The sequence below is a fragment of the Enterobacter mori genome (genome assembly GCF_025244905.1).
Classification (GTDB): domain Bacteria; phylum Pseudomonadota; class Gammaproteobacteria; order Enterobacterales; family Enterobacteriaceae; genus Enterobacter; species Enterobacter mori_A.
This window is the reverse complement of the sequence record NZ_CP104285.1, coordinates 2,544,741-2,568,901: the sequence shown is the minus strand read 5'-3', so window position 1 is coordinate 2,568,901 and position 24,161 is coordinate 2,544,741. Positions and strand designations below refer to the sequence as shown.

The window sequence follows — 24,161 nt, the reverse complement described above, 5'->3', positions numbered from 1 at the left end:
GCAAGGGCTGACATGATGTCAGCCCTTATTTATTGCGAGGTTACTGTGTCGCGTTTATTCACGTCAGCCCGTCGACGGCTTTATCACTTTTTATTCGATCCTGAAACGGTATCCGGACGACGCTTCGAAGGTCTTTGCGGTTTATTTGCGCTGCTCAGCGTGGTTGTCATCTTTATTGAATCGGGTGCCGGGACGCAATACCACCTGACGTTTGACGAATGGCATATCTTTGTCTGGCTTGAGCTGGCGATTACCCTGGTCTTTACCGCCGAATATCTCCTCAGAGTGATAGCCTGGCCCAACCCGGCCAGATATGTTTTCAGCTTCTGGGGATTTATCGATTTAGCGACCATCCTGCCGCTCTATGTGATGTGGCTTTGGCCGGAGATCAGCCTGAGCTATGTCTTCGCCTGGCGAGCGATGCGTGTGATTCGGGTATTACGTATTCTGAAATTACTGCGTTTTATGCCGTCATTACGCGTGTTCTGGAGTGCGATCGTCAGTGCGCGGCATCAGCTTATTTTGTTCTACTCGTTTATTGCCATCGTCATGATTGTTTTTGGCGCGCTGATGTATCTAATAGAAGGGCCCAAATATGGCTTTACGACGCTCAATGCGTCCGTCTACTGGGCCATTGTGACCGTTACAACCGTTGGCTACGGCGATATCACACCGCATACGCCGCTTGGGCGTATTGTGGCATCGGTTCTGATTTTGATTGGCTATTCGGTGATCGCGATCCCAACGGGACTGATTACCACCCACATGAGCAGCGCTTTTCAGAACCGCAAGCAGCAGCGTAAATGTCTGAACTGCCATCAGGGTGAGCATGAACACAGCGCGCGTTTCTGTAACCGCTGTGGTACTGAATTACCGGATTAAATAAAAAAGGCTGCCATCGCAGCCTTTTTTATTATTCGCGCCAGAGGATATGGCACAGCTTGTGGTCTTTCTCGCGACACAGCAGAACGCGGGCGAAAATGTCGTTAATTTCACCGCCATCTTCATCGGCCAGCCCAATCACCACTTCGGCAAAGAAGTCCGGATTGAGATCAAAATCAACATGCTCAGCCCAGTCTTCAGCAGGGTCGAACAGCTCGGCACCGCCGCGCTCTTCAAACTGCAGATTGAAGAGGATCACATCTGCGGGATCGAGGTTATCAACCGCCAGTTCGAGAAAAATGTCATAGGCCTGTTCGAGCGTTTCGTCTTCGGTCAGGCGATTGTTCAGATCCATTTCCATGATGACTACCTGTTAAACATCGTTGGGCACGTTTTACAGCAACGGACTAAAGAAGTAAAACAGTCGTTCAGCAATTCTCTGCCAGAGAGGACGTTTCACCCACAGTCTGGCATCCAGCAGGCGCGAGCGGGAGATATAATCATCCTGGACCGCCGCCAGATCGCCACCAAACCCGGCATCGTCAATCACGAGGGTGATTTCAAAGTTAAGCCACAGGCTGCGCATATCAAGATTGACTGTGCCCACCAGGCTCAGCTCACCGTCCACCAGCACGCTCTTGGTATGCAACAGTCCGCCTTCAAACTGATAAATCTTCACCCCTGCGGCAAGGAGTTCGCTGAAGAATGCGCGGCTTGCCCAGCCGACCAGCAGAGAATCGTTTTTGCGCGGCATAATAATACTGACGTCTACACCACGCTGCGCGGCAGTACAAATAGCGTGCAGCAGATCGTCGCTGGGGACGAAGTAGGGCGTCGTCATAATCAGATACTCACGCGCAGAATAGGTCGCCGTGAGTAATGCCTGGTGGATGAGGTCCTCCGGGAAACCCGGCCCGGAGGCAATAGTATGAATGGTATGTCCGCTGGCCTCTTCAAACGGCATAATATTGCCGTCTGGGGGCGGCGGTAAAATACGCTTACCGGTTTCTATTTCCCAGTCGCACGAGTAGACGATCCCCATCGAGGTGGCGACCGGGCCTTCCATACGCGCCATCAGATCGATCCATTGACCGACACCTGAATCCTGCTTGAAGAAGCGCGGGTCAACCAGGTTCATACTGCCGGTGTAGGCAATATAGTTATCAATCAAAATCATTTTGCGGTGCTGGCGAAGATCCATGCGCCGCAGGAAGACACGCAGCAGATTAACCTTCAGCGCCTCAACCACTTCTATACCGGCATTGCGCATCATTCCCGCCCACGGGCTGCGGAAAAACGCGACGCTGCCAGCGGAATCCAGCATCAGGCGGCAATGAATACCGCGACGAGCGGCGGCCATCAGTGATTCAGCAACCTGATCCGCCATGCCCCCCGGCTGCCAGATATAAAAAACCATCTCGATGTTATGACGCGCCAGTTGAATATCCCGGATCAGCGCCTGCATTACATCGTCGGAGGAGGTCATTAACTGCAGCTGATTACCCTTAACGCCAGCAATGCCCTGGCGGCGTTCGCACAGCTTGAATAATGAAGAGGCGACGCTGCTGTTCTCTTCGGCAAAGATATGTTTGCAGGCTTTAAGATCGCTGAGCCATTTTGCCGTCGAGGGCCACATCGCGCGGGCGCGCTCGGCGCGGCGTTTACCCAGATGGAGCTCACCGAAAGAGAGATACGCAATAATGCCCACCAGCGGCAGAATGTAAATAATCAGAAGCCAGGCCATGGCAGAAGGTACGGCTCTGCGCTTCATCAGGATGCGTAACGTCACCCCCGCGATTAACAGCCAGTATCCCAGAATGACCAGCCAACTCACCACGGTGTAGAAGGTTGTCATAAGTAAAAAATCCTTTTGAAAGCGTATTGTTATGAGTGTACGCATCAGGATTCATCTGGCAAATAAAAACGGCAGATAAAAGCGCTGGTTTGCGACGGGGTTGAGCTTATAATGACGACTCTGTGAGTGAAAGAGTTGTCGATATGAAGCGCAGTAGAACAGAAGTAGGGCGCTGGCGTATGTTGCGACAGGTGAGTCGCCGTAAGGCTCGTTGGCTGGAAGCACAATCCCGTCGCAATATGCGTATCCACGCTATCAGAAAATGTGGACTCAACAGACACCGCAACGCGTTGCTGTTCGCCGTCCAGGATATCTGAGAACCATGAGGGCACCGTCAAGGTGCCCGCTGATTTTATAAGACTATCATTTTTCGCAGTCTCTTCCCGACCTCATTCCGCGATATACTCCACTTGCCTAACCTCATGAATTTAAAAGGAACAAAGGATGAATGGAAAAGTGGTCGCGGTACTTATGGGGATCGCTGTCCTCAGCGGTTGCAACAGCAACAAACCCTCACCTGAAAGACATGCCTATTATTTCGTCTCGCATCAATCCAATTTTACGGGCGGGAATTATACCTCCAGTATTTCGCAAAACTACCGTCTCAATGTGCCGCAGTTTCGTGAGCTGTATAAGCAGGGGAAAGCAGACCGCGCCGCGGGGCAACCGCCGTCTTACGCCCAGCAGTATGCACAGGCTATTCGCGATCGGTTAAAGGATGAGGCCAAAACGGAGCATGCTTTCACGGGGAATAGTGGGAGTAAATGGACCTCGGAAATGGAGCCGAAGGATGCCATTTTATACGGCAACGAACTGGCCATGACTTATCTTGACGGCTATAACGGCGTACAATAACGCGACAGTTTTCGGGAATATCGTTTTTGCAGCGATATTCCCGTTGTTTTTGAGCAAAAGGAGGGAGAGGTGTTTGCGGAGTTTGGTGTACTGAATTTCTGGACGTACGTGGTCGGCGCATTTTTCATTGTGCTGGTACCCGGTCCGAATACGCTGTTTGTATTGAAAACGGGTATTGGTCACGGCATCAAAAAAGGCTATCTCGCCGCGACCGGTGTGTTTATCGGCGATGCGGTTTTGATGTTTCTGGCATGGGCAGGCGTCGCGGCCTTAATCCAGACCACGCCGGTGCTGTTCAATATTTTCCGCTATCTGGGTGCGTTTTATCTGCTGTGGCTCGGCGGCAAAATGCTGTGGTCCGTTCTGACTCGCCAGAATAACGCCCACGAAGGTGGAACCGAGCCTGCCAGCGCGATCATGAAACGCTCCCTGGTATTGAGCCTGACGAATCCGAAAGCGATTCTGTTTTACGTGTCATTCTTCGTACAGTTTATTGACGTGAATGCGCCAAACACAGGAACCTCTTTCCTGATCCTCGCGACCACGCTTGAGCTGATTAGCTTTATGTACATGAGCTTTCTGATCTTCTCTGGCGCGTTTGTTACCCGCTACCTGAAAACCAAAAAGAAACTGGCGAAGCTGGGAAATGGGCTGATCGGACTATTATTTGTCGGCTTTGCGGCGAGATTAGCGTCGCTGCATTGACGGAAAAAAGGCTCCTGAGGGAGCCTTTTTAATGTCGTTGAGAATGCTCCGTCATTTAGTTGTATAGTACAACCAAATGACGGAGGAAAGAATGCATACTGAATCCCCTGTAGTAAGCGATATTCGCGTTGCGTCACGTCTGATGGTCAGAGAGCTGGGCTTTATGGCCTCAAAGCTGGCCTCTACACATTACTCGCCCTCGGCCGTACACACCCTCGTGGAAATTGAGCTGCATAAGGAGATGACCGCAGGTCAGCTGGTGCAGCTGCTGGGTCTGGAAAAATCCAGCGTCAGCCGGATGCTGTCGCGCCTTATTTCCGCAGGCGAACTGGAGGAGGTTGTTTCTGCGCAAGATGCCCGTGCCAAAAGTCTCCGGCTGACTGCAAAGGGGCGCACGACCGTTGAACAGATTAATGCCTACGGGAGCGAGCGGGTCATTTCAGCGATACAATCACTGGATCCCATACAGCAGGAAACCATTTCTCAAGTACTGTCGCTCTACGCCAACGCGCTGCTGGCCTGCCGGGAGAGCGGCGCTGAGCGACAGCCAGCGGCCCCCGTGATTGCCGAAGGCTATCGTCCTGGCATGATTGGCCGCATCGCGGAAATGCACGGCAGCTATTACGCACGCGAGCATAACTTTGGCAGCTTCTTTGAAGCCAAAGTTGCTGCCGGGCTTGCTGAATTTAGCGGACGCCTTGAGAAGCCGTGCAATCAGATCTGGCTGGCCGTGATGAACGGCAGAGTTGTGGGATCTGTCGCCATTGACGGTGAAGATTTAGATCCGGGTGAGGCGCATCTGCGCTGGTTTATTCTGGACGACGGCTGCCGGGGTCACGGGGTGGGCAAAAAACTGTTGAGCGAGGCCATGAAGTTTTGCGACAGCGAGGGCTTTTCTGCCGTGCATCTCTGGACGTTCAATAAATTAACCGCTGCCCGCCGCCTGTACGAATCCTTTGGCTTTACGCTAGCGAAAGAGTGGGAGGGCGATCAGTGGGGCAGTCGTATCATTGAGCAGCAGTTCACCCGATTCAAACAGGTTTAGCCATGCGATAAAAAAGGCTCCTTGCGGAGCCTTGAGGCATCAAAAGACTTTTTTGTACGGGCGCACCGTGACTTTTTCGTACACACCGGCAGCCACATACGGATCGGCATCAGCCCAGGCGGTAGCCGCTTCCAGAGATTCAAACTCGGCAATGACCGTAGAGCCAGAAAAACCCGCGGCGCCAGGATCGTTGCTGTCTACCGCAGGCATAGGCCCAGCGGTCAATAAGCGGCCTTCATCCTGCAGCAGCTGTAAGCGTGCAAGGTGGGCAGGGCGAACAGACTGGCGTTTTTCCAGGGATTCAGCGACATCTTCAGAGTAAATCACATAAAGCACGGCGAAGCTCCTTAACCGTTAAAAGTGCCAGTTACGTTATGTGAAAGGGCAAATGACTGCAATGTAAAGATAAAAACAATGTTAAAACCCTGATCTAAATGCCCCTTTTTTCGCCGCTCTGGCGCTTAAATTGCGCTTAGACCAAGTGTCTTATTGAATATGATTGCTATTTGCATTTAAAATCAGGGTTCGGTTTTTTAACGTTGATGATTATGACTTCGATGACCCTTGATTTACCTCGCCGCTTTCCCTGGCCGACGCTGCTTTCTGTCGTGATTCACGGTGCCGTTGTGGCGGGTTTACTCTATACCTCGGTTCATCAGGTTATTGAAATGCCAGCGCCAGCGCAGCCAATTTCCGTGACCATGGTTTCGCCAGCGGATCTTGAGCCGCCGCAGGTTGCACCTCCGCCGCCACAGCCGGTTGTGGAACCTGAGCCTGAACCCGAGCCTGTCCCGGAACCCCCGAAGGAAGCGCCGGTGGTGATCCACAAACCGGAACCTAAGCCGAAACCTAAGCCGAAGCCAAAACCGGTGAAGAAAGTCGAAGAGCGTCCGAAACGCGAAGTCCGCCCGGTCGAGACGCGGCCAACACAGCCGGTAGAGAATACTGCGCCTTCGCGTCCGGTGATGAACAACACCGCAACGGCCACGAAGCCGACCGTTACAGCGCCTGCGGGGCCAAGGGCGCTCAGCCGCAACCAGCCTACCTATCCGGCGCGTGCTCAGGCGCTCCGTATTGAAGGGCGCGTGCGGGTGAAGTTTGACGTTACCTCAGATGGCCGCGTTGACAATGTGCAAATCCTTTCTGCGCAGCCTTCAAATATGTTTGAGCGCGATGTAAAGGCAGCGATGCGTAAATGGCGCTATGAAGCCGGTAAGCCGGGCAGTGGATTGATAGTGAATATTGTTTTCCGCCTGAACGGCGGGGCACAGATGGAATAAAAAAAGCCTCCGAAAGGAGGCTTTTTTTTGCCTGACGATCAGGCTTTAGGGAACTGCCGAGGTTTACCCTCGTTGTCGACCGCCACGTAAATAAACAGCGCTTCTGTAGCTTTGTAACGTTGTCCAATCGGTTCGGATGAAACCTTCTTCACCCACACTTCGATATTGATGGAGATTGATGTGTTGCCGCGTTTTACGCATCGCGCATAACAGCACACCACATCACCCACGGCCACCGGACGCAGGAAGGTCATACCGTCTACCCGGACCGTCACCACTCTCCCGTGCGCAATCTCTTTTGCCAGGATTGCGCCTCCCATATCCATTTGCGACATTAACCAGCCGCCAAAAATATCGCCGTTGGCATTCGTATCCGCAGGCATTGCCAGCGTGCGTAAAACCAGTTCGCCCTGCGGGGCGTCGTTTATTGTCATTATGTTTAACTCGTAACTGAAGACTTCAGGCGGGATGCTACTATGAATCGTGACTATAGAGAATAGGGTATAGCGCCCGCACAGCAGGCGCTTGAGGGTTAGAAGGAAAGGGTTACGCCTGCATAGTATGCGCGGCCGGGTTCGTTGTAGGTCGATGCGCCGTCATTTTCTCGGTAGATTTGCTTATCAAACAGGTTGCTAATCCCGGCGTTCAGGCGCAGTTTTTTAGTGAGCTGATATTGGCTGCCAATCCCGACGATGGAATATGCGCCGATCTCTTTATCTGACATGGCGCCTTTCTCATTGCGAATTTCAGCATTTTCACGCGGCTTCTGGCGTCCGTACATTGTCCAGCTGACGTTCGCTGAAAGCTTGCTGTTAACCTCCCAGTCGAGCATCGTGTTGACGGTATATTTGGGGATAATCGACAGCGGGTTGCCAGTGTCTTTATTTTCAGACTGAATCATATATGTCGCATTGGTACGCCAGGTAAGCGCGTCGCGGATAACCGGTACGGTCAGATTCCCTTCCAGCCCCTCAACCACCGCTTTTCCGCCATTCTCCCACTGGAGAATATTCACGCCGCTACTCGTCTGGCCCAGTACGTCAGTGCCTGAAACGATCTTATTCTTGTAATCATTTCGGAACCAGGTGATGCCTGCCTCGTATCCTTCCAGCGCAAAGGCCAGGCCAATCTCTTTGTTAACGCTGATTTCAGGATCCAAATCCGGATTACCTAGCAGGTAACAGCTTCCCTCGCTAACGTTCGTCGGGCAGCCGTTGCCGCGGGTAGAAAGTAAATACCCTTCGCTTGACTGGTAAAGGTTAGGCGCTTTAAACACCCGGGCGATGCCCGCCTTAACCTTGAACATTTCGCCGAGGTCCTGGGAAACGTTCAGGCTAGGGCTCCAGTTGCTGCCGAATGCGTTGTGATAATCAAAGCGGATCCCGGGAATGAGGTTGGTGCCCTGGCGTGCTTCAATATTGTCTTCAAGATAGATGCCGGTGAGGTCAGCGCTGTTTTTGCTGTTACGCTCGGACGCCGTGCCGGGAACGCCGTTAATCACTTCCCCGGAGACGTTTGTCGCCTGCATGGAGGCCGGATCATTAAGCTCATCGCGGTTCCACTCTGCTCCGACCGTCAGAGTCTGTTCGACCAGCCAGAACAACGGAATGTTCAGCTCGCCGGTGGTACGGTATGACTCGAGCCGGCTGGTGTTGTACTTGTCGGTATTGATCATCCCCTCAACTTTGCCCGTGGAGCCTTCCTCCAGGCGGGTATTATTGGTCTTCTCATAATAGACGCCGACCTTTGACTGGCCCCAGTCCCAGATCCCGTTGTGGGTCAGGCCATAGCTCTGGCGATACATGCGGTTGGTTTCGTGCCCATACAGGGACGAGACGACGCCATTGGGGCTAAGGTTGCCGTTGCTATACTGGGTATCGCCTGCATAAATGTTGCCCTGGCGGCTGTAGGCGTAGTCAAAATCGATAATCTGCTGCGGTGTGAGTTTCCAGGAGAGCAGGGCATTGATGTCTTTATTGCGTACGCCTTCTCGCCCGGCGGCATAGGAGCCATTTTGTGCCGTGTTGATATCCTGAGCGTCCGCGTCGGTTTTATTGATGTTCCCGTATAGGCGCATGGTCAGCGCATCGCCTGCTAACGGTCCGTTGATATCAAAATTTGCGCGCCTGGTCGCCCCCTCTTTGTCATTTTCAGGCTGATTGGTGTAAAGGGAGAGCGATCCGTGCCAGTCTGTGGTCGGGCGTTTAGTAATAATGTTGACGACGCCCCCGGCAGCGCCCGAACCATAGCGGGCGGCTGCCGGCCCACGAAGCACCTCAATGCGCTCGACCATTTCTGGCGGTACCCAGTTCGTATCACCGCGGCTATCGCGCTCGCCGCGCCAGCTGTAGCGTACCGAGTTGCGGGAGGTTACCGGAACACCATCAATCAGAATCAGGGTGTTCTCCGGCCCCATGCCGCGAATATCTATCTGACGGTTATTACCACGGCTGCCCGTCGCGCTGTTACCGGTGAGGTTAACACCGGGCATTTTACGAATAATTTCTGACAGGTCGTTAACCGGTGGATCTTTCTCAATGTCCTTTGCCGTGATGATGGAAACCCCGGGCTGTTGCTTCAGTGCTTCTTCGGCGGTCGCCTGAACGACCATGGTTTCACCCTCGGTGAGGGTATCATCTGCTGCATGCGCGCCATGGCTTAATGCCGTAAGGATGGCCAACGTAAGTGAAGCGGGGGCAAATCTTATTATATTATTCATCAACTCATTTCCATTTGTTAAAAATGCGATGAAGAATATTAATGATAGTGATTCTCATTACAATAAAGTGGCAGTAATCTCCACAAAATCTTCATGATTCAGACATTCTTGAAGAAGACGGTTTAGATTGTGAAAGGAAAGAGGAGAAGGCCAGACCGTGCCGCGATCTGGCCAGGAACATCAGTTTTTATCGTCCTGAGGCATGTGTCGATAGATATAGACACCGCTCAACAGCGTGAAGATCAGCGTCAACGCGGTCAGGCCAAAGACCTTAAAGTTGACCCAGATGTTCTGCGGTAGCCAGAAAGCAATGTAGATATTGGCGAGGCCACAGAGAATAAAGAACACCGCCCAGGCGACATTCAGACGGGACCACACCTCTTGCGGCAGCGTAAGCTCTTTGCCCAGCATGCGCTGGATCAACGGCTTTTTCATCACCCACTGGCTGATCAGCAACGCACCTGCAAACAGCGCGTAAATCACCGTGACCTTCCATTTAATGAATTCATCATTGTGGAAGAACAACGTCAGGCCACCAAATACAGCCACCATAATGAAGGTGATCAGCGCCATTTTTTCAACTTTGCGGTAACGCACCCAGCTGTAAATCAGCACGATAGCGGTAGCAATAATCAGCGCCGTCGTCCCGGCATAAATGTCGTACAGCTTGTAAAACGCAAAAAAGACGACCAGCGGTAAAAAATCAAGAAACTGCTTCATTCTACGATCCCAATTACTGACGAATTAACATATACAGGCGGAACAAGTAGACCAGCAGAACTGCTGATATCAGGTTGCTCAGCGTATTAGCAACGACCGCGCCAACGTTCGGCGTTAACACGGCAAAGTTTGGTGCAAATAATAACAGTAGCGTTTTGGCAAGGAGCCAGCCGATCACAGCAGGTGCCACCAGACGTATGTTCGCCCACGCAAGCCTGATGCTGCTGCGCATCGCAGTAAAGATGCCCATCTTCTCCTGCACAATCATTACCGGCGCGAAAGAGAGCACGATAGCCAGTAATACACCCGGCACCACGACCAGCATAATCCCCATTTGTACCAGCAGCGTGGTTAAAAAGATGAGGATGAAAAGCTTAGGGAGTACTGGCGCGCTGGCGCCAATGGCGCGCAGGGCACTGACGCGATGACCCGCTGAAACGAGCTGAATCATCAGCAGCACGCCGCCCGCCAGAACAGCATTACCGATCAAACCTGAAAATGTGGATGCCGCGGACGCCCGCAGCAGGATCTGCTGTTGCTCTGGCGTCATGTTTTGCACCAGTTCAAATAACCCCACGCTACCGGCAAGATGGTCGCCCTGGCTCAGGCTGGCAATCTGTTCTTCACTCGGTGAGAACGCATGACCAAGCACCACCGTGATAAAGGCGCATAGCAACGCGATCAGTAAAAAGGTAATGAACTGATTGCGGAAAAAATTTCCCGTGTCACGGTAGACGGACTTCGCCGTGATAGACATGCACTCTCCTTGAGTATTGCAGGTGTTAATTAGCCGGCAATTGTACACCGGATAAGAGTGCCGTGGCAGCATCAAGGCTTGTATGGAAAAGCATATCTTTGTAAAGCGGCAGTAATTTTTCGCTCATCACTAAAATTTGATGTAGAACCCACCTGGCGGGTTAAGTTTGATTATCAAAAATTAACCCAGATCAATGAATGTTAACTTACTGGTTTTAATGTGATCTGTGATAGATCACTTAATACTCTTTTGTGAGTATATTCTCATCCGCACTTAAAACCACAACGATGGAGCGGATATGAAAAAATTAGCGGTGGCAGCCCTTATCTTAAGCAGTCTCTCTGGTGGCGCGTATGCGCATGAAGCAGGCGAATTCTTTATTCGAGCCGGTTCGGCAACGGTTCGCCCAACTGAAGGTTCCGATAGCGTACTGGGAATGGGCGGCTTTAACGTCAGCAATAATACCCAGTTAGGTTTGACCTTTACCTATATGGCGACAGAAAACATCGGCGTTGAGCTTTTGGCCGCAACGCCGTTCCGTCATCGCGTTGGCCTTGGGCCGACCGGCGATATCGCCACGGTGCACCATCTGCCGCCGACGTTGATGGCGCAGTGGTACTTTGGCGATGCCAGCAGCAAGGTGCGCCCATATATTGGCGCGGGTGTAAACTACACGACCTTCTTTGACGAGAAGTTTAACGACACGGGCAAAGCAGCCGGGCTTTCCGACCTCAGCCTGAAAGACTCATGGGGTATGGCGGGGCAGGTAGGTCTTGATTATCTGATTAACCGTGACTGGTTGATCAACGCCTCAGTCTGGTACATGGACATTGATACTGACGTTCGTTTCAAAGCCAATGGCCAGCAGCAAAGTATCAATACCCGTCTGGATCCGTGGGTATTTATGTTCTCAGCGGGTTATCGTTTCTAACGCGTGCTCTTCAATGCGCCCTGTTCAGGGCGCATATTATCGATTATTTCTGAATCAAATAACGAATGGTTGGTCCATCCTGCTGAATATCCAGCACGGTATAACCGTGGTTTTTGGCGTCCAGAGGAATGTTATTGATCGACTGCGGGCAATCGCTCACCACTTCCAGAATTTCACCTTTCTTGAGCTGCGGTAGTGCCTCAAGCGTGGCAACAGCCGGGTAAGGACAAGGTTCACCCACCATATCGAGGCGATAGTCAGGCACGATCTCTTTCATGCGGCATTCTCCTGCGTTGCAGTTTTGACGGTGGCACGACGGAAGAAGCGCTTCTCCTGTGCAATAACCAGTAAAAAGGCGATAAGCAGCAGGGCATAGGTCACCACGAGCCCACCGAGTGGGCCAAAGGTGTTCAGCAGATTAACCTTGTCCCAGTTCGTGGCCAGTACGGGGGACACGTCATCCCAGTAGTAGGCCAGGATGGTGGAGCCAATCACATTTCCGACTCCCACCCACCAGTAATGCACCTGACCTTCGACGGCGCGATACATCCAGCCGGTCTCACAGCCCCCTGCCAGCACAATGCCGAAGCCAAACAGCAGCCCGCCGATGACCGCGTTAGGACCCGCCCACATGATTTTCGGTTCCACGCCAAGCTGAACATAGCTGAAGATGCCGATCGCGCTCACGGCCATCCCGGCAATAATGGCTTTCGCCATCATGGTGCGCCCGGTGATCCACATGTCGCGAAACGCTGAGGTAAAGCAGATCTGCGCGCGCTCAATCAGCAAACCAAAGCCAACGCCAAACAGCATTGCCAGCCCCAGTTTTGGATGATTCAGCGCAGTGGACAGCGCCCAGGCGATCATGGCGAAAAAGACCAGCATACCCAGACGAAAACGGCGGCGAGCCTGAGTGGGTTTTTGCGTTAATGGCGATGCGGCGCTAACTTTGGTCATTTTTACCGGAATACGGAAAAACGGCAGAAGCGTGAATTTTGCGCCAAAGTAAGAGCCAATTGCGGTTGCCACGGCAAAAAACCAGGCGTGGAGCGAAAACTGTGGGATCCCGGTGAAGAACGCCGCCAGATTACAGCCCATCGCCAGACGCGCGCCAAACCCTGCGATAATCCCACCGGCTACCGCCTGCAGGATGCGGATACGGCTTTTCGGCATGCGCAGCTTCACGTTGTTAGCCCACAGAGCCGCCGCGAAGCAGCCGCCGAACATCCCGATAATCATCATCCCGTCAATACGGGTGAGCGGGGTACCGTCCAGGTGAATGAGCTTAAAGTAGCCCCACTCTTCAGCGTGGATACCAGCCAGCTGCAGCAGCTGTCCACCCCAGCGGGTAAATTCCCCGGTGACGGCCCAGAAGGTGCCGGTAATGCCAAAATAATAAGTAGAGAGAATACCCGCCGCGATAACGGCCGGTACAGGTGACCAGAACTTAACCAGGTAAGTCTGTTTGAAATGTTGCCATGACATGTGTAAGCCTCTGAACTCAGAAGGTATAAACAGAAAGAAACCGAATCATACGCTTACGGCAGAGTTTGAAAAGTCATTCGCACCGAGAATATCGACGCGATCAATTTTGACGTAACTCGAAAGGGGGATAAGGGGAACCGTCTGGCAGTCACGCCAGACGGGGAGTGCATCATGCTTTGCGGGTTGCCGCTTTCATCTCGGTCACGAAGGTCTTTAGCTCCGCCAGCATCTGGTCTGGCTTATCCACGTTTTTCTCGATGATTTTTACGATGGCGGAACCGGAAATCGCCCCGGCGGCCTTCGCATCGATTGCGGCAGTAACCTGATCCGGGGATGAAATACCAAAGCCCTGCAGCGGAGGCGCGGCATGGTATTCAGCTAGCTTCTCCACCAGATGATGCAGAGGCAACGCCGCTTTATTCTCGGCACCGGTCACGCCCGCGCGGGAGAGCAGGTAGGTATACCCGCGTCCGTAAGAGGCAATCTGGCGCAGCAGTTCATCATCGGCGTTCGGCGGGCAGATGAAAATCGGCGCAACGTTATGGCGCATCGCCGCCTGGCGGAATGGGGCCGACTCTTCAACCGGCACGTCTGCCACCAGAACGGAGTCGACGCCCACGCGCGCGCACTCTGCATAGAACTCATCAATACCGCGGTTAAAGACCAGGTTGGCGTACATCAGCAGGCCGATCGGAATGGTCGGGTGCTTCTGGCGAATCGCTGCCAGCATCTCGAAACACTGGGTTGGCGTCACGCCGGAGGCGAATGCGCGCAGCGTCGCATTCTGGATGGTCGGGCCATCCGCCAGCGGGTCAGAGAACGGAATACCCAGCTCCAGCGCGTCGGCACCGGCTTCAATCAGGGTATCGATAATCTTCAGCGACTGCTCCGGGCCCGGGTCGCCCAGAGTGACGAAGGGAACGAACGCGCCTTCCTGGCGGGACTTCAGTTCAGCAAATGCATTATCGTAGCGTTCCATCAGATTTCCCCTCGTGCTTTCAGAATATCGTGAACGGTGAAGATGTCTTTGTCACCGCGACCGGAAAGGTTCACCACCAGCAGCTGTTCCTTTTCCGGATTTTCTTTAATCATTTTCAGCGCATGCGCCAGCGCGTGCGAAGATTCCAGCGCCGGGATGATCCCTTCGCTGCGGCACAGCGCTTTGAAGGCTTCCAGCGCTTCGTCATCGGTAATGGAGACATAGTCCGCGCGCCCGGTGCTGTTCAGATACGCATGCTGTGGCCCGACGGACGGGAAGTCGAGGCCAGCAGAAATAGAGTAAGACTCTTCAATCTGGCCCTCATCGGTTTGCATCATCGGGGATTTCATTCCGAAGTAGATCCCTACGCGACCGTGCTTCAGCGGCGCGCCGTGCTCACCGGATTCGATCCCGTGACCGGCAGGCTCGACGCCAATCAGACCGACGCTGGTGTCGTCAATGAAATCAGCAAACATGCCGATGGCGTTAGACCCGCCGCCAACGCAGGCGATCACAGCATCCGGCAGGCGACCCTCTTTCTCGAGGATCTGCGCTTTGGTCTCTTCACCAATCATGCGCTGGAATTCGCGTACGATAGTCGGGAACGGGTGCGGGCCCGCCGCGGTACCGAGCATATAGTGCGCGGTTTCGTAGCTGCCAGACCAGTCGCGCAGCGCTTCGTTACAGGCATCCTTCAGCGTTGCGGAGCCGCTGTGCACCGGGATCACTTCTGCCCCCATCAGGCGCATACGGAAGACGTTCGGAGACTGACGCTCAACGTCTTTCGCCCCCATATAGATGCGGCATTTCAGGCCGAGCAGGGCGCTGGCAAGCGCAGAGGCCACGCCGTGCTGGCCTGCACCGGTTTCGGCGATGATTTCGGTTTTACCCATACGCTTTGCGAGCAGCGCCTGGCCCAGCACCTGGTTAGTTTTATGCGCACCGCCGTGCAGTAGGTCTTCACGCTTCAGATAAAGCGTGGTGTTGGTGCCTTCCGTCAGGTTGCGGCATTTGGTCAGCGCGGTCGGACGACCGGCGTAATTTTTCAGCAGGTCGGTAAATTCCGCCTGAAACGCCGGATCCTTCTGCGCGCTGACAAAGGCTTCTTCCAGCTGGCGCAGCGCGGGCATCAGGATTTGCGGGACGTACATCCCGCCGAACTCACCAAAATACGGGTTTAGTAATGTCGTCATCTTCTCTTCCTTAATATGCACGCAGAGTTTTAAAAACCGAGGCCAGTTTGTTGGCATCTTTAATACCCGGTTGGGACTCTACGCCTGAATTGAAATCGAGGCCTGCACAGCCGGTTTTGGCGGCTTCTACGCAGTTGTCCGGGCTTAATCCGCCCGCCAGCAGGACGTTGTCCAGCTTTTCGCCGCTCAGCAGTGACCAGTCGAAACGCTGACCGGTGCCGCCCTGGCCGTTATCGAGTACGTATTTATCCACATGGTTCAGGTTACGCGAGGGCAGGGTCTCGCCGACGCTTTGCGCTTTCCAAATCTGTACCTGAGGCGCCAGCGCTGCGCGCAGGGCATCGATATACGCCTGATCTTCACTGCCGTGAAGCTGTACCGCGCTCAGGGATAACGCCTCGGCTTTTGCCGCAACGTCTTCAATATCTGCGTTGCGGAAAACGCCCACGTAGCTGAGCGGAGCCGCAGCGATGACCTTACGCGCCTGCTCTTCGCTGACCGCGCGAGGAGACGAATCCACAAAGATCAGCCCGCCATAAATTGCCCCGGCTTCATACGCGGCCTGGGCATCCTGTTCGCGGGTTAAGCCGCAGACTTTGTTTTCACCCAGCAGCACGCGGCGTACTGCCGCATTGAGATCGTCATGCTCCATCATGGCGGAGCCAATCAGGAAACCGTTGGCGAAGTGGCTTAACTCGCGCACCTGGGCGTAGCTGTTAATGCCGGATTCGCTGATCACCGTAACGCCAGACCCCAGACGCGGTGCCAGCTGGCGCGTGCGGTTCAGGTCAATGGACAGGTCGCGCAGATCGCGGTTGTTAATGCCGACCACTTTGGCTTCCAGCGCGATGGCGCGCTCAAGCTCTTCTTCGTTGCTCACTTCAGTCAGCACGCCCATGTTCAGGCTGTGCGCGACGGCGGAGAGCTGGCGATACTGCTCGTCGTCAAGCACCGAGAGCATCAGCAGGCAGGCATCGGCCTGGTAGAAACGCGCCAGCCAGATCTGATACGGATCGATAATAAAGTCTTTGCACAGGATCGGCTGCGGCGCGATGCCGCTGACGATCGGCAGAAAATCGAAGCTGCCCTGGAAATATTTCTCATCCGTCAGCACGGAGATGGCGGACGCATGATGCTTATAAATACCGGCAATACGCGCCGGGTCAAAATCGTCACGAATAACGCCTTTCGATGGGGATGCTTTTTTGCACTCAAGAATAAACGCGGTGCGCGCACCCTGCAGGGCATCATAGAAACGTCGTTGGCTTGGTACGACGTCATTCTGGAAGCTGGCAAGCGGCTGCTGTTGCTTGCGGGCTTCTACCCAGATGGCCTTATCGGCAACGATTTTCGCTAAAACGGTCTGCATTCTTTACCCTCTTGCCGCAAGTGCGGTAACGCGATCGTAAGCTGCGCCGGAGCGCAGTACATCCAGAACTTTTTGAACGTTGGCCTTCAGGTCTTCCTCACCGTGCAAACGCATCAGCATGGCGACGTTAGCAGCAACGGCGGCTTCATGAGCGACCTCTCCCTTACCTTGTAATAAGCGCGTGAGAATGTCACGGTTTTCTTCCGGCGTACCGCCTGCCAGCGCTTCCTGGTGATACGGGGTTAAACCAAAGTCAGCGGCTTCCAGCTGGTAGCTCAGAATTTCGCCGTCACGCAGTTCGGCAACCAGCGTCGGTGCATGCAGCGATACTTCATCCATACCGCCGCTGTGCACCACGGCGGCACGTTTGTAACCCAGCACGCGCAGTGTCTCAGCAATCGGCAGGACCAGTTCCGGGCTGTAGACACCGATCAGCGCCAGCGGCGGATGGGCCGGGTTGATCAGCGGGCCGAGCACGTTAAACAGCGTGCGGGTTTTAAGCTGCTGACGCACCGGCATCGCGTGGCGGAAACCGGTGTGATACTTCGGGGCAAACAGGAAGCAGACGCCCAGGTCATCAAGCGCTTCACGAGAGCGCTCTGCTTTCATATCCAGGTTAATGCCAAACGCGGCGAGCAGATCGGAAGAGCCTGACCGGCTGGAGACGCTGCGGTTACCGTGTTTCGCCACTTTCAGCCCACACGCCGCGGCGACAAAGGCACTGGCTGTAGAGATGTTGATGCTGTTGCTACCGTCACCGCCGGTCCCAACGATATCTGCAAACTGATAGTCCGGGCGCGGGAACGGGGCGGCATTTTCCAGCAGGGCCGTGGCGGCACCGGCGATCTCCTGCGGGCTTTCGCCGCGCACTTTCATGCTGACCAGCGCGGCCGCCAGCTGTTCAGGCTTCAGCTCGCCGCGAACCACGGCGGAGAAGAGCTGGTGGCTCTCCTGCTGGCTCAGGGCTTGCGCCTGATAAAGTTTTTCCAGAATCGGTTGCAGGGTATTGGTCTGCTCCAGCTTCTGTAGCGCCCAGTCGAGAGTCTGCTCCAGCAGGCGCGCGCCGTTGGAGGTCAGGATCGATTCCGGGTGGAACTGCATACCGCATACACGATCCGCATCATGACGTACCGCCATCACCATGCCTTCAAACGAGGCATTAATGGTTAGCCCGGCAGGGATATTGCTGCCCACCAGAGAGTGGTAGCGCGCAACCGGGAGCGGGTTCGGCAGCCCGGCAAACATTGCCTGGCCGTCATGTTCAATGCTGGAGGCTTTGCCGTGGAGGATCTCACCTGCCTGACCCACGTAGCCGCCGTACGCTTCAACAATCGCCTGATGACCGAGGCAGATGCCGATGATCGGCAGTTTGCCGCGCATACGGGTCAGCAGCTCCGGCATACAGCCTGCTTCGCTCGGTGCGCCAGGCCCAGGGGAGAGCATCAGCACCGGGTTTTGCATGGTTGCCAGACGGTCAATCAGGGTCTGCGCCGGGACGTGGTTGCGGTAGATAACGACGTTGTGACCATTCGCACGCAGCTGATCTGCCAGGTTATAGGTAAAAGAGTCGATATTATCGAGCAGCAGAATGTCAGCCATCAGAAAATCTCCTGTGCGTGGTGTGCAGTCGCAATGGCGCGAAGGACCGCACGCGCTTTACTGCGCGTTTCGTCAGCTTCGGACTGCGGAACAGAATCAAGAACAATCCCGGCACCCGCCTGCACGGTGGCAATTCCGTCTTCAACATAGGCAGAGCGAATAACAATGCAGGTGTCGAGGTCACCGTGAGCCGTGAAGTAGCCCACCGCACCACCGTAGCTGCCGCGACGACGCCCTTCGGCGGCGGCGATCAGCTGCATAGCGCGCACTTTTGGCGCACCGCTCAGGGTGCCCATGTTCATGCAGGCGCGGTAGGCGTGCAGAACGTCGAGGTCGTGGCGCAGCTCACCGACCACGCGGGAGACCAGGTGCATCACGAACGAATAGCGGTCAACTTTGGTCAGGTCCGCCACGTAGCGGCTGCCAGGGGTACAAATGCGTGCCAGATCGTTACGCGCCAGATCAACCAGCATCAAGTGCTCTGACAACTCTTTATGGTCAGTACGCATCTCGAGTTCGATACGGCTGTCCAAATCACGATCCAGCGAACCGTCAGGGCGGCGTCCGCGTGGACGGGTTCCGGCAATCGGGTAGATCTCAATTTGACGGCTGGTGGCGTCGTACTTCAGCGAGCTTTCCGGCGAGGCGCCGAACAGTGTGAAATCATTGTCCTGCATGAAGAACATGTACGGGCTTGGATTGCTCTTTTTCAGCACGTCGTAGGCTGCGAGCGGCGACGGGCAGGGCAGTGAGAAGCGGCGTGAAGGTACCACCTGGAAAATTTCCCCGGCGCGAATCGCCTTTTGCATCTGGCGAACCACGGCGCCGTATTGATCGTCGGTCTGGTTAACGTCGCATGTCATTTTCTCCACCCGCTGCACAGGCAGCGCTGGCGGCGCTTCCGTCATCTGCTGCTGCAGTTGAGCGATGCGGTGCTCAAGACGGTTTTTCTCAGTGGTCGATGGCGTGAACAGGCTGGCCTGAACGCGGGTGTATTTTTTCTGATGGTCGATCACCAGCAGAGTTTCGGCAAGGTAGAAGCAGTAGTCCGGGCAGCGGTTACCCTGTTCGGTTTCGGGTAACGCTTCAAAGCCCGCAACCAGGTCATAAGCAAACAGCCCACCGAAGAACATGGCTTCGCGTTCATCTTCCGGCACGGTAACCAGGTTTTGCAGCAGGCGAAAGGCATCGAAAACGGAGAGGGAGCAGAGGCGCGCGTCTTCGTCCAGCAGCTGGCTCACCGGCGGGAAATGCAGAATGCGCATATCTGGATGACGTTCGTTTTCAATGCCTGAGGGCAGGGCGGCGTCCAGCAGTGGCAGCAGAGATGCGCCATTCTCTGATAGCGCCTTAATAGTGACAGTGTCACCTAAAGCGGTAATGCGCAGCGCGCTGTCGACCAGCAGCAGGCTCTTGAGATCGTCTTTACTGTCGATATCCGCAGATTCCAGCAGTAGGGTTGCCGGACGCGCTCCGCAAACCTGATGAAACAGTGCGGTGGGGTTGTGACGATAGGCCGCCTCGCAGGTCAGCAGTTCGAGGTGTGGTTTGGCTGTTTGCATTATATTGTTCTCATTTTCTGTTCAAAAAAAAGCCCGCTAAGTAGCGGGCGGGTATCTGTTTGCATTTCGCAGACGCGTGACACTGCCCGAAGATCAGGAAGTGCGCCACCAACCGTGCAGAGTGAAATGTGCTGTCATTTTCAGATACCTTTCTCGTGTGAACTTGCGTACTAGTTAACTAGTTCGATGGCGAGTTGTCAACCCTTGATTTCAGAATTTCAATGTAAGTCGGTATCATAGTGGTTTCGGATGTCTCCAACCTGTTATGGGAAGTGCTTTGAGCGATACCACCTACGCCATTATTTACGATTTACACAGCCATACTCAGGCCTCTGATGGCCTTCTGACGCCCGAAGCCCTGGTTCATCGTGCCGTTGAAATGCGTGTCGGCACGCTGGCGATAACCGATCACGATACGACAGATGCCATCCCGGCTGCGCGCGCCGAGATTGCCCGCAGCGGGCTGGCGCTGAACCTGATCACCGGCGTTGAGATCTCGACCGTCTGGGAAAACCATGAAATTCATATTGTTGGCCTGAACATTGATATAGACCATCCGGCAATGTGTGCGTTTTTGCAAGAACAAAAAGCACGCCGCAACCAGCGTGCAGAGATGATTGGCGAACGTCTGGAAAAGGCCCACATCCCTGGCGCACTGGAAGGGGCGCAAAAGCTGGCGAACGGCGGGGCAGTGACGCGCGGTCATTTCGCCCGTTTTCTGGTTGAGGCAGGTAAAGCGACGACCATGGCGGATGTCTTTAAACGGTACCTGGCGCGCGGGAAAACCGGATACGTTCCGCCACAGTGGTGTACAATAAAACAAGCTATTGATGTGATTCATCATTCTGGCGGTAAGGCGGTGCTGGCCCATCCGGGACGGTATAATCTTTCTGCTAAATGGCTGAAAAGACTGCTGGCACACTTTGCCGAAAGCGGTGGCGAGGCAATGGAAGTTGCCCAGTGTCAGCAGGCACCCAATGAGCGTGCACAGCTTGCCACCTATGCTCGTCAGTTCGGCCTGCTTGGGTCACAGGGGTCTGATTTCCACCAGCCCTGCGCGTGGATCGAACTGGGACGCAAGCTCTGGTTGCCCGCCGGCGTTGAGCCGGTCTGGCAGCTCTGGGAACAGCCGCAGCAAATTGAAGAGAGGGAAGTATGAGTCAGTTTTTCTATATCCATCCGGATAACCCGCAGCCACGTCTGATTAACCAGGCCGTGGAGATCGTCCGCAAAGGCGGCGTCATTGTCTACCCGACCGATTCAGGCTACGCGCTGGGCTGCAAAATTGAAGATAAAGGGGCGATGGAGCGTATCTGCCGTATTCGCCAGTTGCCGGACGGCCATAATTTTACCCTGATGTGCCGCGATCTCTCTGAGCTGTCGACCTATGCGTATGTTGATAACGTGGCGTTTCGCCTGATTAAGAACAACACGCCGGGTAACTACACCTTTATCCTGAAGGGCACGAAGGAAGTACCGCGTCGTCTGCTGCAGGAAAAACGCAAAACCATCGGCATGCGCGTGCCGTCGAACCCGATTGCGCAGGCGCTGCTGGAAACCCTCGGCGAACCGATGCTTTCCACCTCGCTGATGCTCCCGGGAAGTGAGTTTACCGAGTCCGATCCGGAAGAGATCAAAGATCGTCTGGAGAAGGTGGTTGAGCTGATTATTCACGGCGGCTATCTCGGCCAGCAGCCGACCACCGTGGTCGACTTAACCGAAGATGCGCCGGAAGTAATTCGTGAAGGCGTGGGTGATGTTAAGCCTTTCTTGTAAAGGTGTAAGCAGATATACTACGCGGCCATCAAAGCAGGGCTCAGCCCTCTTTTGACCTGATTCGACGCCTGTGAAGGCGACACCTGAGGAAGCTCAATGAGCGAGAAGTTACAGAAAGTGCTGGCGCGTGCTGGCCACGGTTCGCGCCGTGAAATCGAAGCCATTATTGAAGCGGGTCGCGTGAGTGTGGACGGTAAAATCGCCACGCTGGGTGACCGCGTAGAAATCGTCCCGGGGCTGAAGATCCGCATCGACGGTCATCTTATCTCCGTGAAAGAGTCCGCCGAACAGATCTGCCGCGTGCTGGCTTACTACAAGCCGGAAGGCGAGCTGTGTACCCGCAACGACCCGGAAGGTCGCCCGACGGTGTTCGACCGTCTGCCTAAGCTGCGTGGCGCTCGCTGGATCGCCGTGGGTCGTCTGGACGTGAACACCTGCGGTCTGCTGCTGTTTACCACCGATGGGGAACTGGCAAACCGTCTGATGCACCCAAGCCGCGAAGTAGAACGTGAATACGCGGTGCGCGTCTTCGGCCAGGTTGACGAAAATAAACTGCGCGACCTGTCGCGTGGCGTTCAGCTGGAAGACGGCCCTGCGGCGTTCAAAACAATCAAGTTTACCGGTGGGGAAGGCATTAACCAGTGGTACAACGTGACCCTGACCGAAGGCCGTAACCGCGAGGTACGTCGTCTCTGGGAAGCGGTAGGCGTCCAGGTGAGCCGTCTGATCCGTGTCCGTTACGGTGACATTCTGCTGCCGAAAGGACTGCCACGCGGTGGTTATACCGAACTGGATCTGACTCAAACCAACTACCTTCGCGAGCTGGTCGGCCTGACGCCGGAAACCACGTCTAAAGTGGCGGTTGAAAAAGATCGTCGTCGCATGAAGGCGAATCAGATCCGCCGTGCGGTGAAACGTCACAGCCAGGTCAGCAGCAATCGTCGCTCTGGCAGCCGGAATAACAACGGTTAATCTAAAAGCCCGGTGAACGCACCGGGCTTTTTTCTTTAGTAATCAATCCCAATTTGCGCTTTGATACCTGCATCAAACGCATGCTTGACCGGACGCAGCTCGCTGACGGTATCTGCCAGCTCAATAATATCCCGATGACACCCGCGTCCTGTGACGATAACCGTCTGGTGCGCAGGGCGATTCTTCAGTGCGTCCAGCAGAGCGTCCAGCGGCAGATAGTCGTAGGCGACCATGTAGGTTATCTCATCCAGCAGAACCATATTGAGAGAGGGATCGGCCAGCATTCGCTTTGCATGCTCCCAGACGGCGAGGCAGGCGGCTGTATCGGTTTCCCGGTTCTGCGTGTCCCAGGTAAATCCGGTGGCCATCACCTGAAATTCAACGCCCTGAGGCTCAAGTAAATTGCGCTCGCCATTGGGCCATTCGCCTTTGATAAACTGGATCACGCCCACTTTCTGTCCGTGTCCGACGGCGCGTGTCGCCGTGCCAAACGCGGCGGTGGTTTTCCCTTTACCGTTGCCGGTAAAGACGATGAGGATCCCACGCTCGTCCTGGGCTGCGGCAACGCGTGCATCAACCTGTTCTTTCAGACGCTGCTGGCGCTGCTGATGGCGTTCATCACTCATTGCGAAATCCCCGGCTTGCGGTTGGGTTGGGCATCAAAAGTCATCCCGGTTTTACGGCGACTGTCATCGCCCATCAGCCAGAGATAGAGCGGCATAATGTCTGCCGGTGTTTTCAGCTTTTGTGGATCTTCCGTCGGGAAAGCGCTGGCGCGCATTTTTGTCCGCGTTCCGCCAGGGTTAATGCAGTTAACGCGCAGATGCCGGTTTTGATACTCCTCCGCCAGCACCTGCATCATGCCTTCGGTCGCAAATTTCGAGACGGCATAAGCTCCCCAGTTGGCGCGTCCCTCACGGCCTACGCTGGAAGAGGTGAAGACCAGCGAACCGGACTCAGAATTGAGCAATAAAGGAAGCAATGCCTGGGTGAGGAAAAAGGTTCCATTGATGTTTACCTGCATTACTTGCTGCCAAATTTCAGGATCTTGTTCATCCATCGGGCGTACTTCGCCCAGTAAGCCAGCGTTATGCAACACGCCGTCCAGACGGGGATAATGAGTGCTGATGCGCTGGGCAAGTTCCTGACAGCTCGCGGGCGTGCAGGTAAGTAAATCGAGGGTGTACCAGGAAGCAGCGATGCCCCCAGCAGATTCAATCTCCTGAGCGACACCCCGGAGTTTTTCTTCGTTACGACCCGTCAGGATGACGCTGGCGCCATATTCAGCATATGTGAGGGCGGCTTCACGACCAATCCCGTCGCTGGCACCTGTGACAAGTATGATCCGGTTCTGGAGCAGATTTTTTTGCGGTTGATAATGCACGGTGACTCCTCTGGCGCACTGGAGCTTGATGGCGCCTTCTTTCATGACTTTTCGGCTTTATGCCCGAAATAAGATGAGAATTCAATCAGTCTA

The 24,161-nt window shown here is 54.7% G+C and carries 27 protein-coding genes, 1 pseudogene and 1 other annotated feature; of the genes and pseudogenes, 10 read left to right on the top strand and 18 right to left on the bottom strand.

Going from position 1 to position 24,161, the window contains the following annotated elements:
• The first annotated feature begins 12 nt into the window (after positions 1 to 12).
• Positions 13 to 882 carry an ion transporter gene (locus N2K86_RS12165; protein WP_260658773.1) on the top strand — a complete coding sequence of 290 codons (870 nt, stop codon included), beginning with the start codon at positions 13 to 15 and terminating at the stop codon, positions 880 to 882.
• A gap of 31 nt (positions 883 to 913) precedes the next feature.
• On the opposite strand, the gene N2K86_RS12160 is transcribed toward N2K86_RS12165, so the two are convergent.
• Together N2K86_RS12160 and cls are read right to left on the bottom strand one after the other, a co-directional pair.
• The gene (locus N2K86_RS12160; protein ID WP_003856748.1) at positions 914 to 1,243 is read right to left on the bottom strand and encodes an HI1450 family dsDNA-mimic protein; all 330 of its coding nucleotides are present in this window, start codon (positions 1,241 to 1,243) and stop codon (positions 914 to 916) included.
• Positions 1,244 to 1,276: 33 nt separating this feature from the next.
• A complete protein-coding gene (cls, locus tag N2K86_RS12155) occupies positions 1,277 to 2,737 on the bottom strand; it encodes a cardiolipin synthase (protein ID WP_089599052.1) in 1,461 nt (486 codons plus the stop codon).
• A 143-nt stretch (positions 2,738 to 2,880) separates the two neighbouring features.
• Here cls and N2K86_RS12150 point away from each other — a divergent pair, with 143 nt between their 5' ends.
• The 4 genes from N2K86_RS12150 (at position 2,881) to N2K86_RS12135 (ending at position 5,342) form a co-directional block, all read left to right on the top strand.
• Complete coding sequence (locus N2K86_RS12150; protein ID WP_017384232.1) at positions 2,881 to 3,054, top strand: YciY family protein; 174 nt, start codon at positions 2,881 to 2,883, stop codon at positions 3,052 to 3,054.
• 127 nt (positions 3,055 to 3,181) lie between these two features.
• Positions 3,182 to 3,592 carry an Exc2 family lipoprotein gene (locus N2K86_RS12145; protein ID WP_260658772.1) on the top strand — a complete coding sequence of 137 codons (411 nt, stop codon included), beginning with the start codon at positions 3,182 to 3,184 and terminating at the stop codon, positions 3,590 to 3,592.
• Between the two features lie 69 nt (positions 3,593 to 3,661).
• Complete coding sequence (gene leuE, locus N2K86_RS12140) at positions 3,662 to 4,297, top strand: leucine efflux protein LeuE (RefSeq protein WP_260658771.1); 636 nt, start codon at positions 3,662 to 3,664, stop codon at positions 4,295 to 4,297.
• Between the two features lie 91 nt (positions 4,298 to 4,388).
• Positions 4,389 to 5,342: a bifunctional helix-turn-helix transcriptional regulator/GNAT family N-acetyltransferase gene (locus N2K86_RS12135; RefSeq protein ID WP_260658770.1), complete on the top strand. Its 954-nt coding sequence runs from the start codon at positions 4,389 to 4,391 to the stop codon at positions 5,340 to 5,342.
• 39 nt (positions 5,343 to 5,381) lie between these two features.
• Here the strand turns inward: N2K86_RS12135 and N2K86_RS12130 are convergent, their stop codons facing one another.
• A complete protein-coding gene (locus N2K86_RS12130; RefSeq protein ID WP_089600585.1) occupies positions 5,382 to 5,678 on the bottom strand; it encodes a YciI family protein in 297 nt (98 codons plus the stop codon).
• 221 nt (positions 5,679 to 5,899) lie between these two features.
• Here N2K86_RS12130 and tonB point away from each other — a divergent pair, with 221 nt between their 5' ends.
• The gene (tonB, locus tag N2K86_RS12125) at positions 5,900 to 6,622 is read left to right on the top strand and encodes a TonB system transport protein TonB (RefSeq protein WP_260661671.1); all 723 of its coding nucleotides are present in this window, start codon (positions 5,900 to 5,902) and stop codon (positions 6,620 to 6,622) included.
• Between the two features lie 38 nt (positions 6,623 to 6,660).
• Here the strand turns inward: tonB and yciA are convergent, their stop codons facing one another.
• The 5 genes and pseudogenes from yciA to N2K86_RS12100 all read right to left on the bottom strand — a co-directional run.
• On the bottom strand, positions 6,661 to 7,056 hold the full coding sequence (gene yciA / locus N2K86_RS12120) for an acyl-CoA thioester hydrolase YciA (RefSeq protein WP_119937706.1): 396 nt from the start codon (positions 7,054 to 7,056) through the stop codon (positions 6,661 to 6,663).
• 98 nt (positions 7,057 to 7,154) lie between these two features.
• On the bottom strand, positions 7,155 to 9,341 hold the full coding sequence (locus N2K86_RS12115; protein WP_260658769.1) for a TonB-dependent siderophore receptor: 2,187 nt from the start codon (positions 9,339 to 9,341) through the stop codon (positions 7,155 to 7,157).
• 180 nt (positions 9,342 to 9,521) lie between these two features.
• Positions 9,522 to 10,061 (bottom strand): septation protein A, encoded by a 540-nt coding sequence (locus tag N2K86_RS12110; RefSeq protein ID WP_260658768.1) that lies wholly within the window; start codon positions 10,059 to 10,061, stop codon positions 9,522 to 9,524.
• A 13-nt stretch (positions 10,062 to 10,074) separates the two neighbouring features.
• Positions 10,075 to 10,818 (bottom strand): YciC family protein, encoded by a 744-nt coding sequence (locus tag N2K86_RS12105; protein WP_260658767.1) that lies wholly within the window; start codon positions 10,816 to 10,818, stop codon positions 10,075 to 10,077.
• 25 nt (positions 10,819 to 10,843) lie between these two features.
• Positions 10,844 to 10,933: pseudogene (locus N2K86_RS12100) on the bottom strand (YkgJ family cysteine cluster protein); the annotation flags it as partial.
• Between the two features lie 183 nt (positions 10,934 to 11,116).
• Between N2K86_RS12100 and ompW the strand changes: the two are divergent.
• Entirely contained in the window at positions 11,117 to 11,749 is a 633-nt protein-coding gene (gene ompW / locus N2K86_RS12095) for an outer membrane protein OmpW (protein WP_260658766.1), read from the top strand.
• Between the two features lie 43 nt (positions 11,750 to 11,792).
• Here ompW and yedF read toward each other — a convergent pair whose 3' ends face one another.
• From yedF to trpL, 8 genes are all read right to left on the bottom strand, one after another.
• A complete protein-coding gene (yedF, locus tag N2K86_RS12090; RefSeq protein ID WP_003856774.1) occupies positions 11,793 to 12,026 on the bottom strand; it encodes a sulfurtransferase-like selenium metabolism protein YedF in 234 nt (77 codons plus the stop codon).
• Positions 12,023 to 13,234, bottom strand: coding sequence for a selenium metabolism membrane protein YedE/FdhT (yedE, locus tag N2K86_RS12085; protein ID WP_260658765.1), 1,212 nt, complete (start codon positions 13,232 to 13,234; stop codon positions 12,023 to 12,025). The genes yedF and yedE overlap by 4 nt, the downstream gene beginning before the upstream one ends.
• A gap of 169 nt (positions 13,235 to 13,403) precedes the next feature.
• Positions 13,404 to 14,213, bottom strand: a complete 810-nt coding sequence (gene trpA, locus N2K86_RS12080) for a tryptophan synthase subunit alpha (RefSeq protein ID WP_260658764.1) — start codon at positions 14,211 to 14,213, stop codon at positions 13,404 to 13,406.
• Positions 14,213 to 15,406, bottom strand: coding sequence for a tryptophan synthase subunit beta (trpB, locus tag N2K86_RS12075; RefSeq protein ID WP_260658763.1), 1,194 nt, complete (start codon positions 15,404 to 15,406; stop codon positions 14,213 to 14,215). The genes trpA and trpB overlap by 1 nt, the downstream gene beginning before the upstream one ends.
• A 10-nt stretch (positions 15,407 to 15,416) precedes the next feature.
• Entirely contained in the window at positions 15,417 to 16,775 is a 1,359-nt protein-coding gene (gene trpCF / locus N2K86_RS12070; protein WP_260658762.1) for a bifunctional indole-3-glycerol-phosphate synthase TrpC/phosphoribosylanthranilate isomerase TrpF, read from the bottom strand.
• A 3-nt stretch (positions 16,776 to 16,778) separates the two neighbouring features.
• Positions 16,779 to 18,374, bottom strand: coding sequence for a bifunctional anthranilate synthase glutamate amidotransferase component TrpG/anthranilate phosphoribosyltransferase TrpD (trpD, locus tag N2K86_RS12065; RefSeq protein ID WP_260658761.1), 1,596 nt, complete (start codon positions 18,372 to 18,374; stop codon positions 16,779 to 16,781).
• Complete coding sequence (locus N2K86_RS12060; protein WP_260658760.1) at positions 18,374 to 19,936, bottom strand: anthranilate synthase component 1; 1,563 nt, start codon at positions 19,934 to 19,936, stop codon at positions 18,374 to 18,376. The genes trpD and N2K86_RS12060 overlap by 1 nt, the downstream gene beginning before the upstream one ends.
• A gap of 23 nt (positions 19,937 to 19,959) precedes the next feature.
• Positions 19,960 to 20,053: a sequence feature (Trp leader region), on the bottom strand.
• Complete coding sequence (trpL, locus tag N2K86_RS22655; protein WP_106993556.1) at positions 20,030 to 20,074, bottom strand: trp operon leader peptide; 45 nt, start codon at positions 20,072 to 20,074, stop codon at positions 20,030 to 20,032. (Overlaps the previous feature by 24 nt.)
• A gap of 139 nt (positions 20,075 to 20,213) precedes the next feature.
• On the opposite strand from trpL, the gene rnm reads away from it, so the two are divergent.
• The 3 genes from rnm to rluB all read left to right on the top strand — a co-directional run bounded on the left by rnm (position 20,214) and on the right by rluB (position 22,684).
• Positions 20,214 to 21,095, top strand: a complete 882-nt coding sequence (rnm, locus tag N2K86_RS12055) for an RNase RNM (protein WP_260658759.1) — start codon at positions 20,214 to 20,216, stop codon at positions 21,093 to 21,095.
• Positions 21,092 to 21,712 carry an L-threonylcarbamoyladenylate synthase gene (locus tag N2K86_RS12050; protein ID WP_003856793.1) on the top strand — a complete coding sequence of 207 codons (621 nt, stop codon included), beginning with the start codon at positions 21,092 to 21,094 and terminating at the stop codon, positions 21,710 to 21,712. The genes rnm and N2K86_RS12050 overlap by 4 nt, the downstream gene beginning before the upstream one ends.
• Before the next feature lie 96 nt (positions 21,713 to 21,808).
• Complete coding sequence (gene rluB / locus N2K86_RS12045) at positions 21,809 to 22,684, top strand: 23S rRNA pseudouridine(2605) synthase RluB (RefSeq protein WP_008502809.1); 876 nt, start codon at positions 21,809 to 21,811, stop codon at positions 22,682 to 22,684.
• Between the two features lie 35 nt (positions 22,685 to 22,719).
• Here the strand turns inward: rluB and cobO are convergent, their stop codons facing one another.
• Positions 22,720 to 23,310 (bottom strand): cob(I)yrinic acid a,c-diamide adenosyltransferase, encoded by a 591-nt coding sequence (cobO, locus tag N2K86_RS12040; RefSeq protein WP_260658758.1) that lies wholly within the window; start codon positions 23,308 to 23,310, stop codon positions 22,720 to 22,722.
• On the bottom strand, positions 23,307 to 24,068 hold the full coding sequence (locus N2K86_RS12035; protein ID WP_126546007.1) for a YciK family oxidoreductase: 762 nt from the start codon (positions 24,066 to 24,068) through the stop codon (positions 23,307 to 23,309). Before N2K86_RS12035 ends, cobO begins: the two co-directional genes overlap by 4 nt.
• Positions 24,069 to 24,161: the final 93 nt, after the last annotated feature.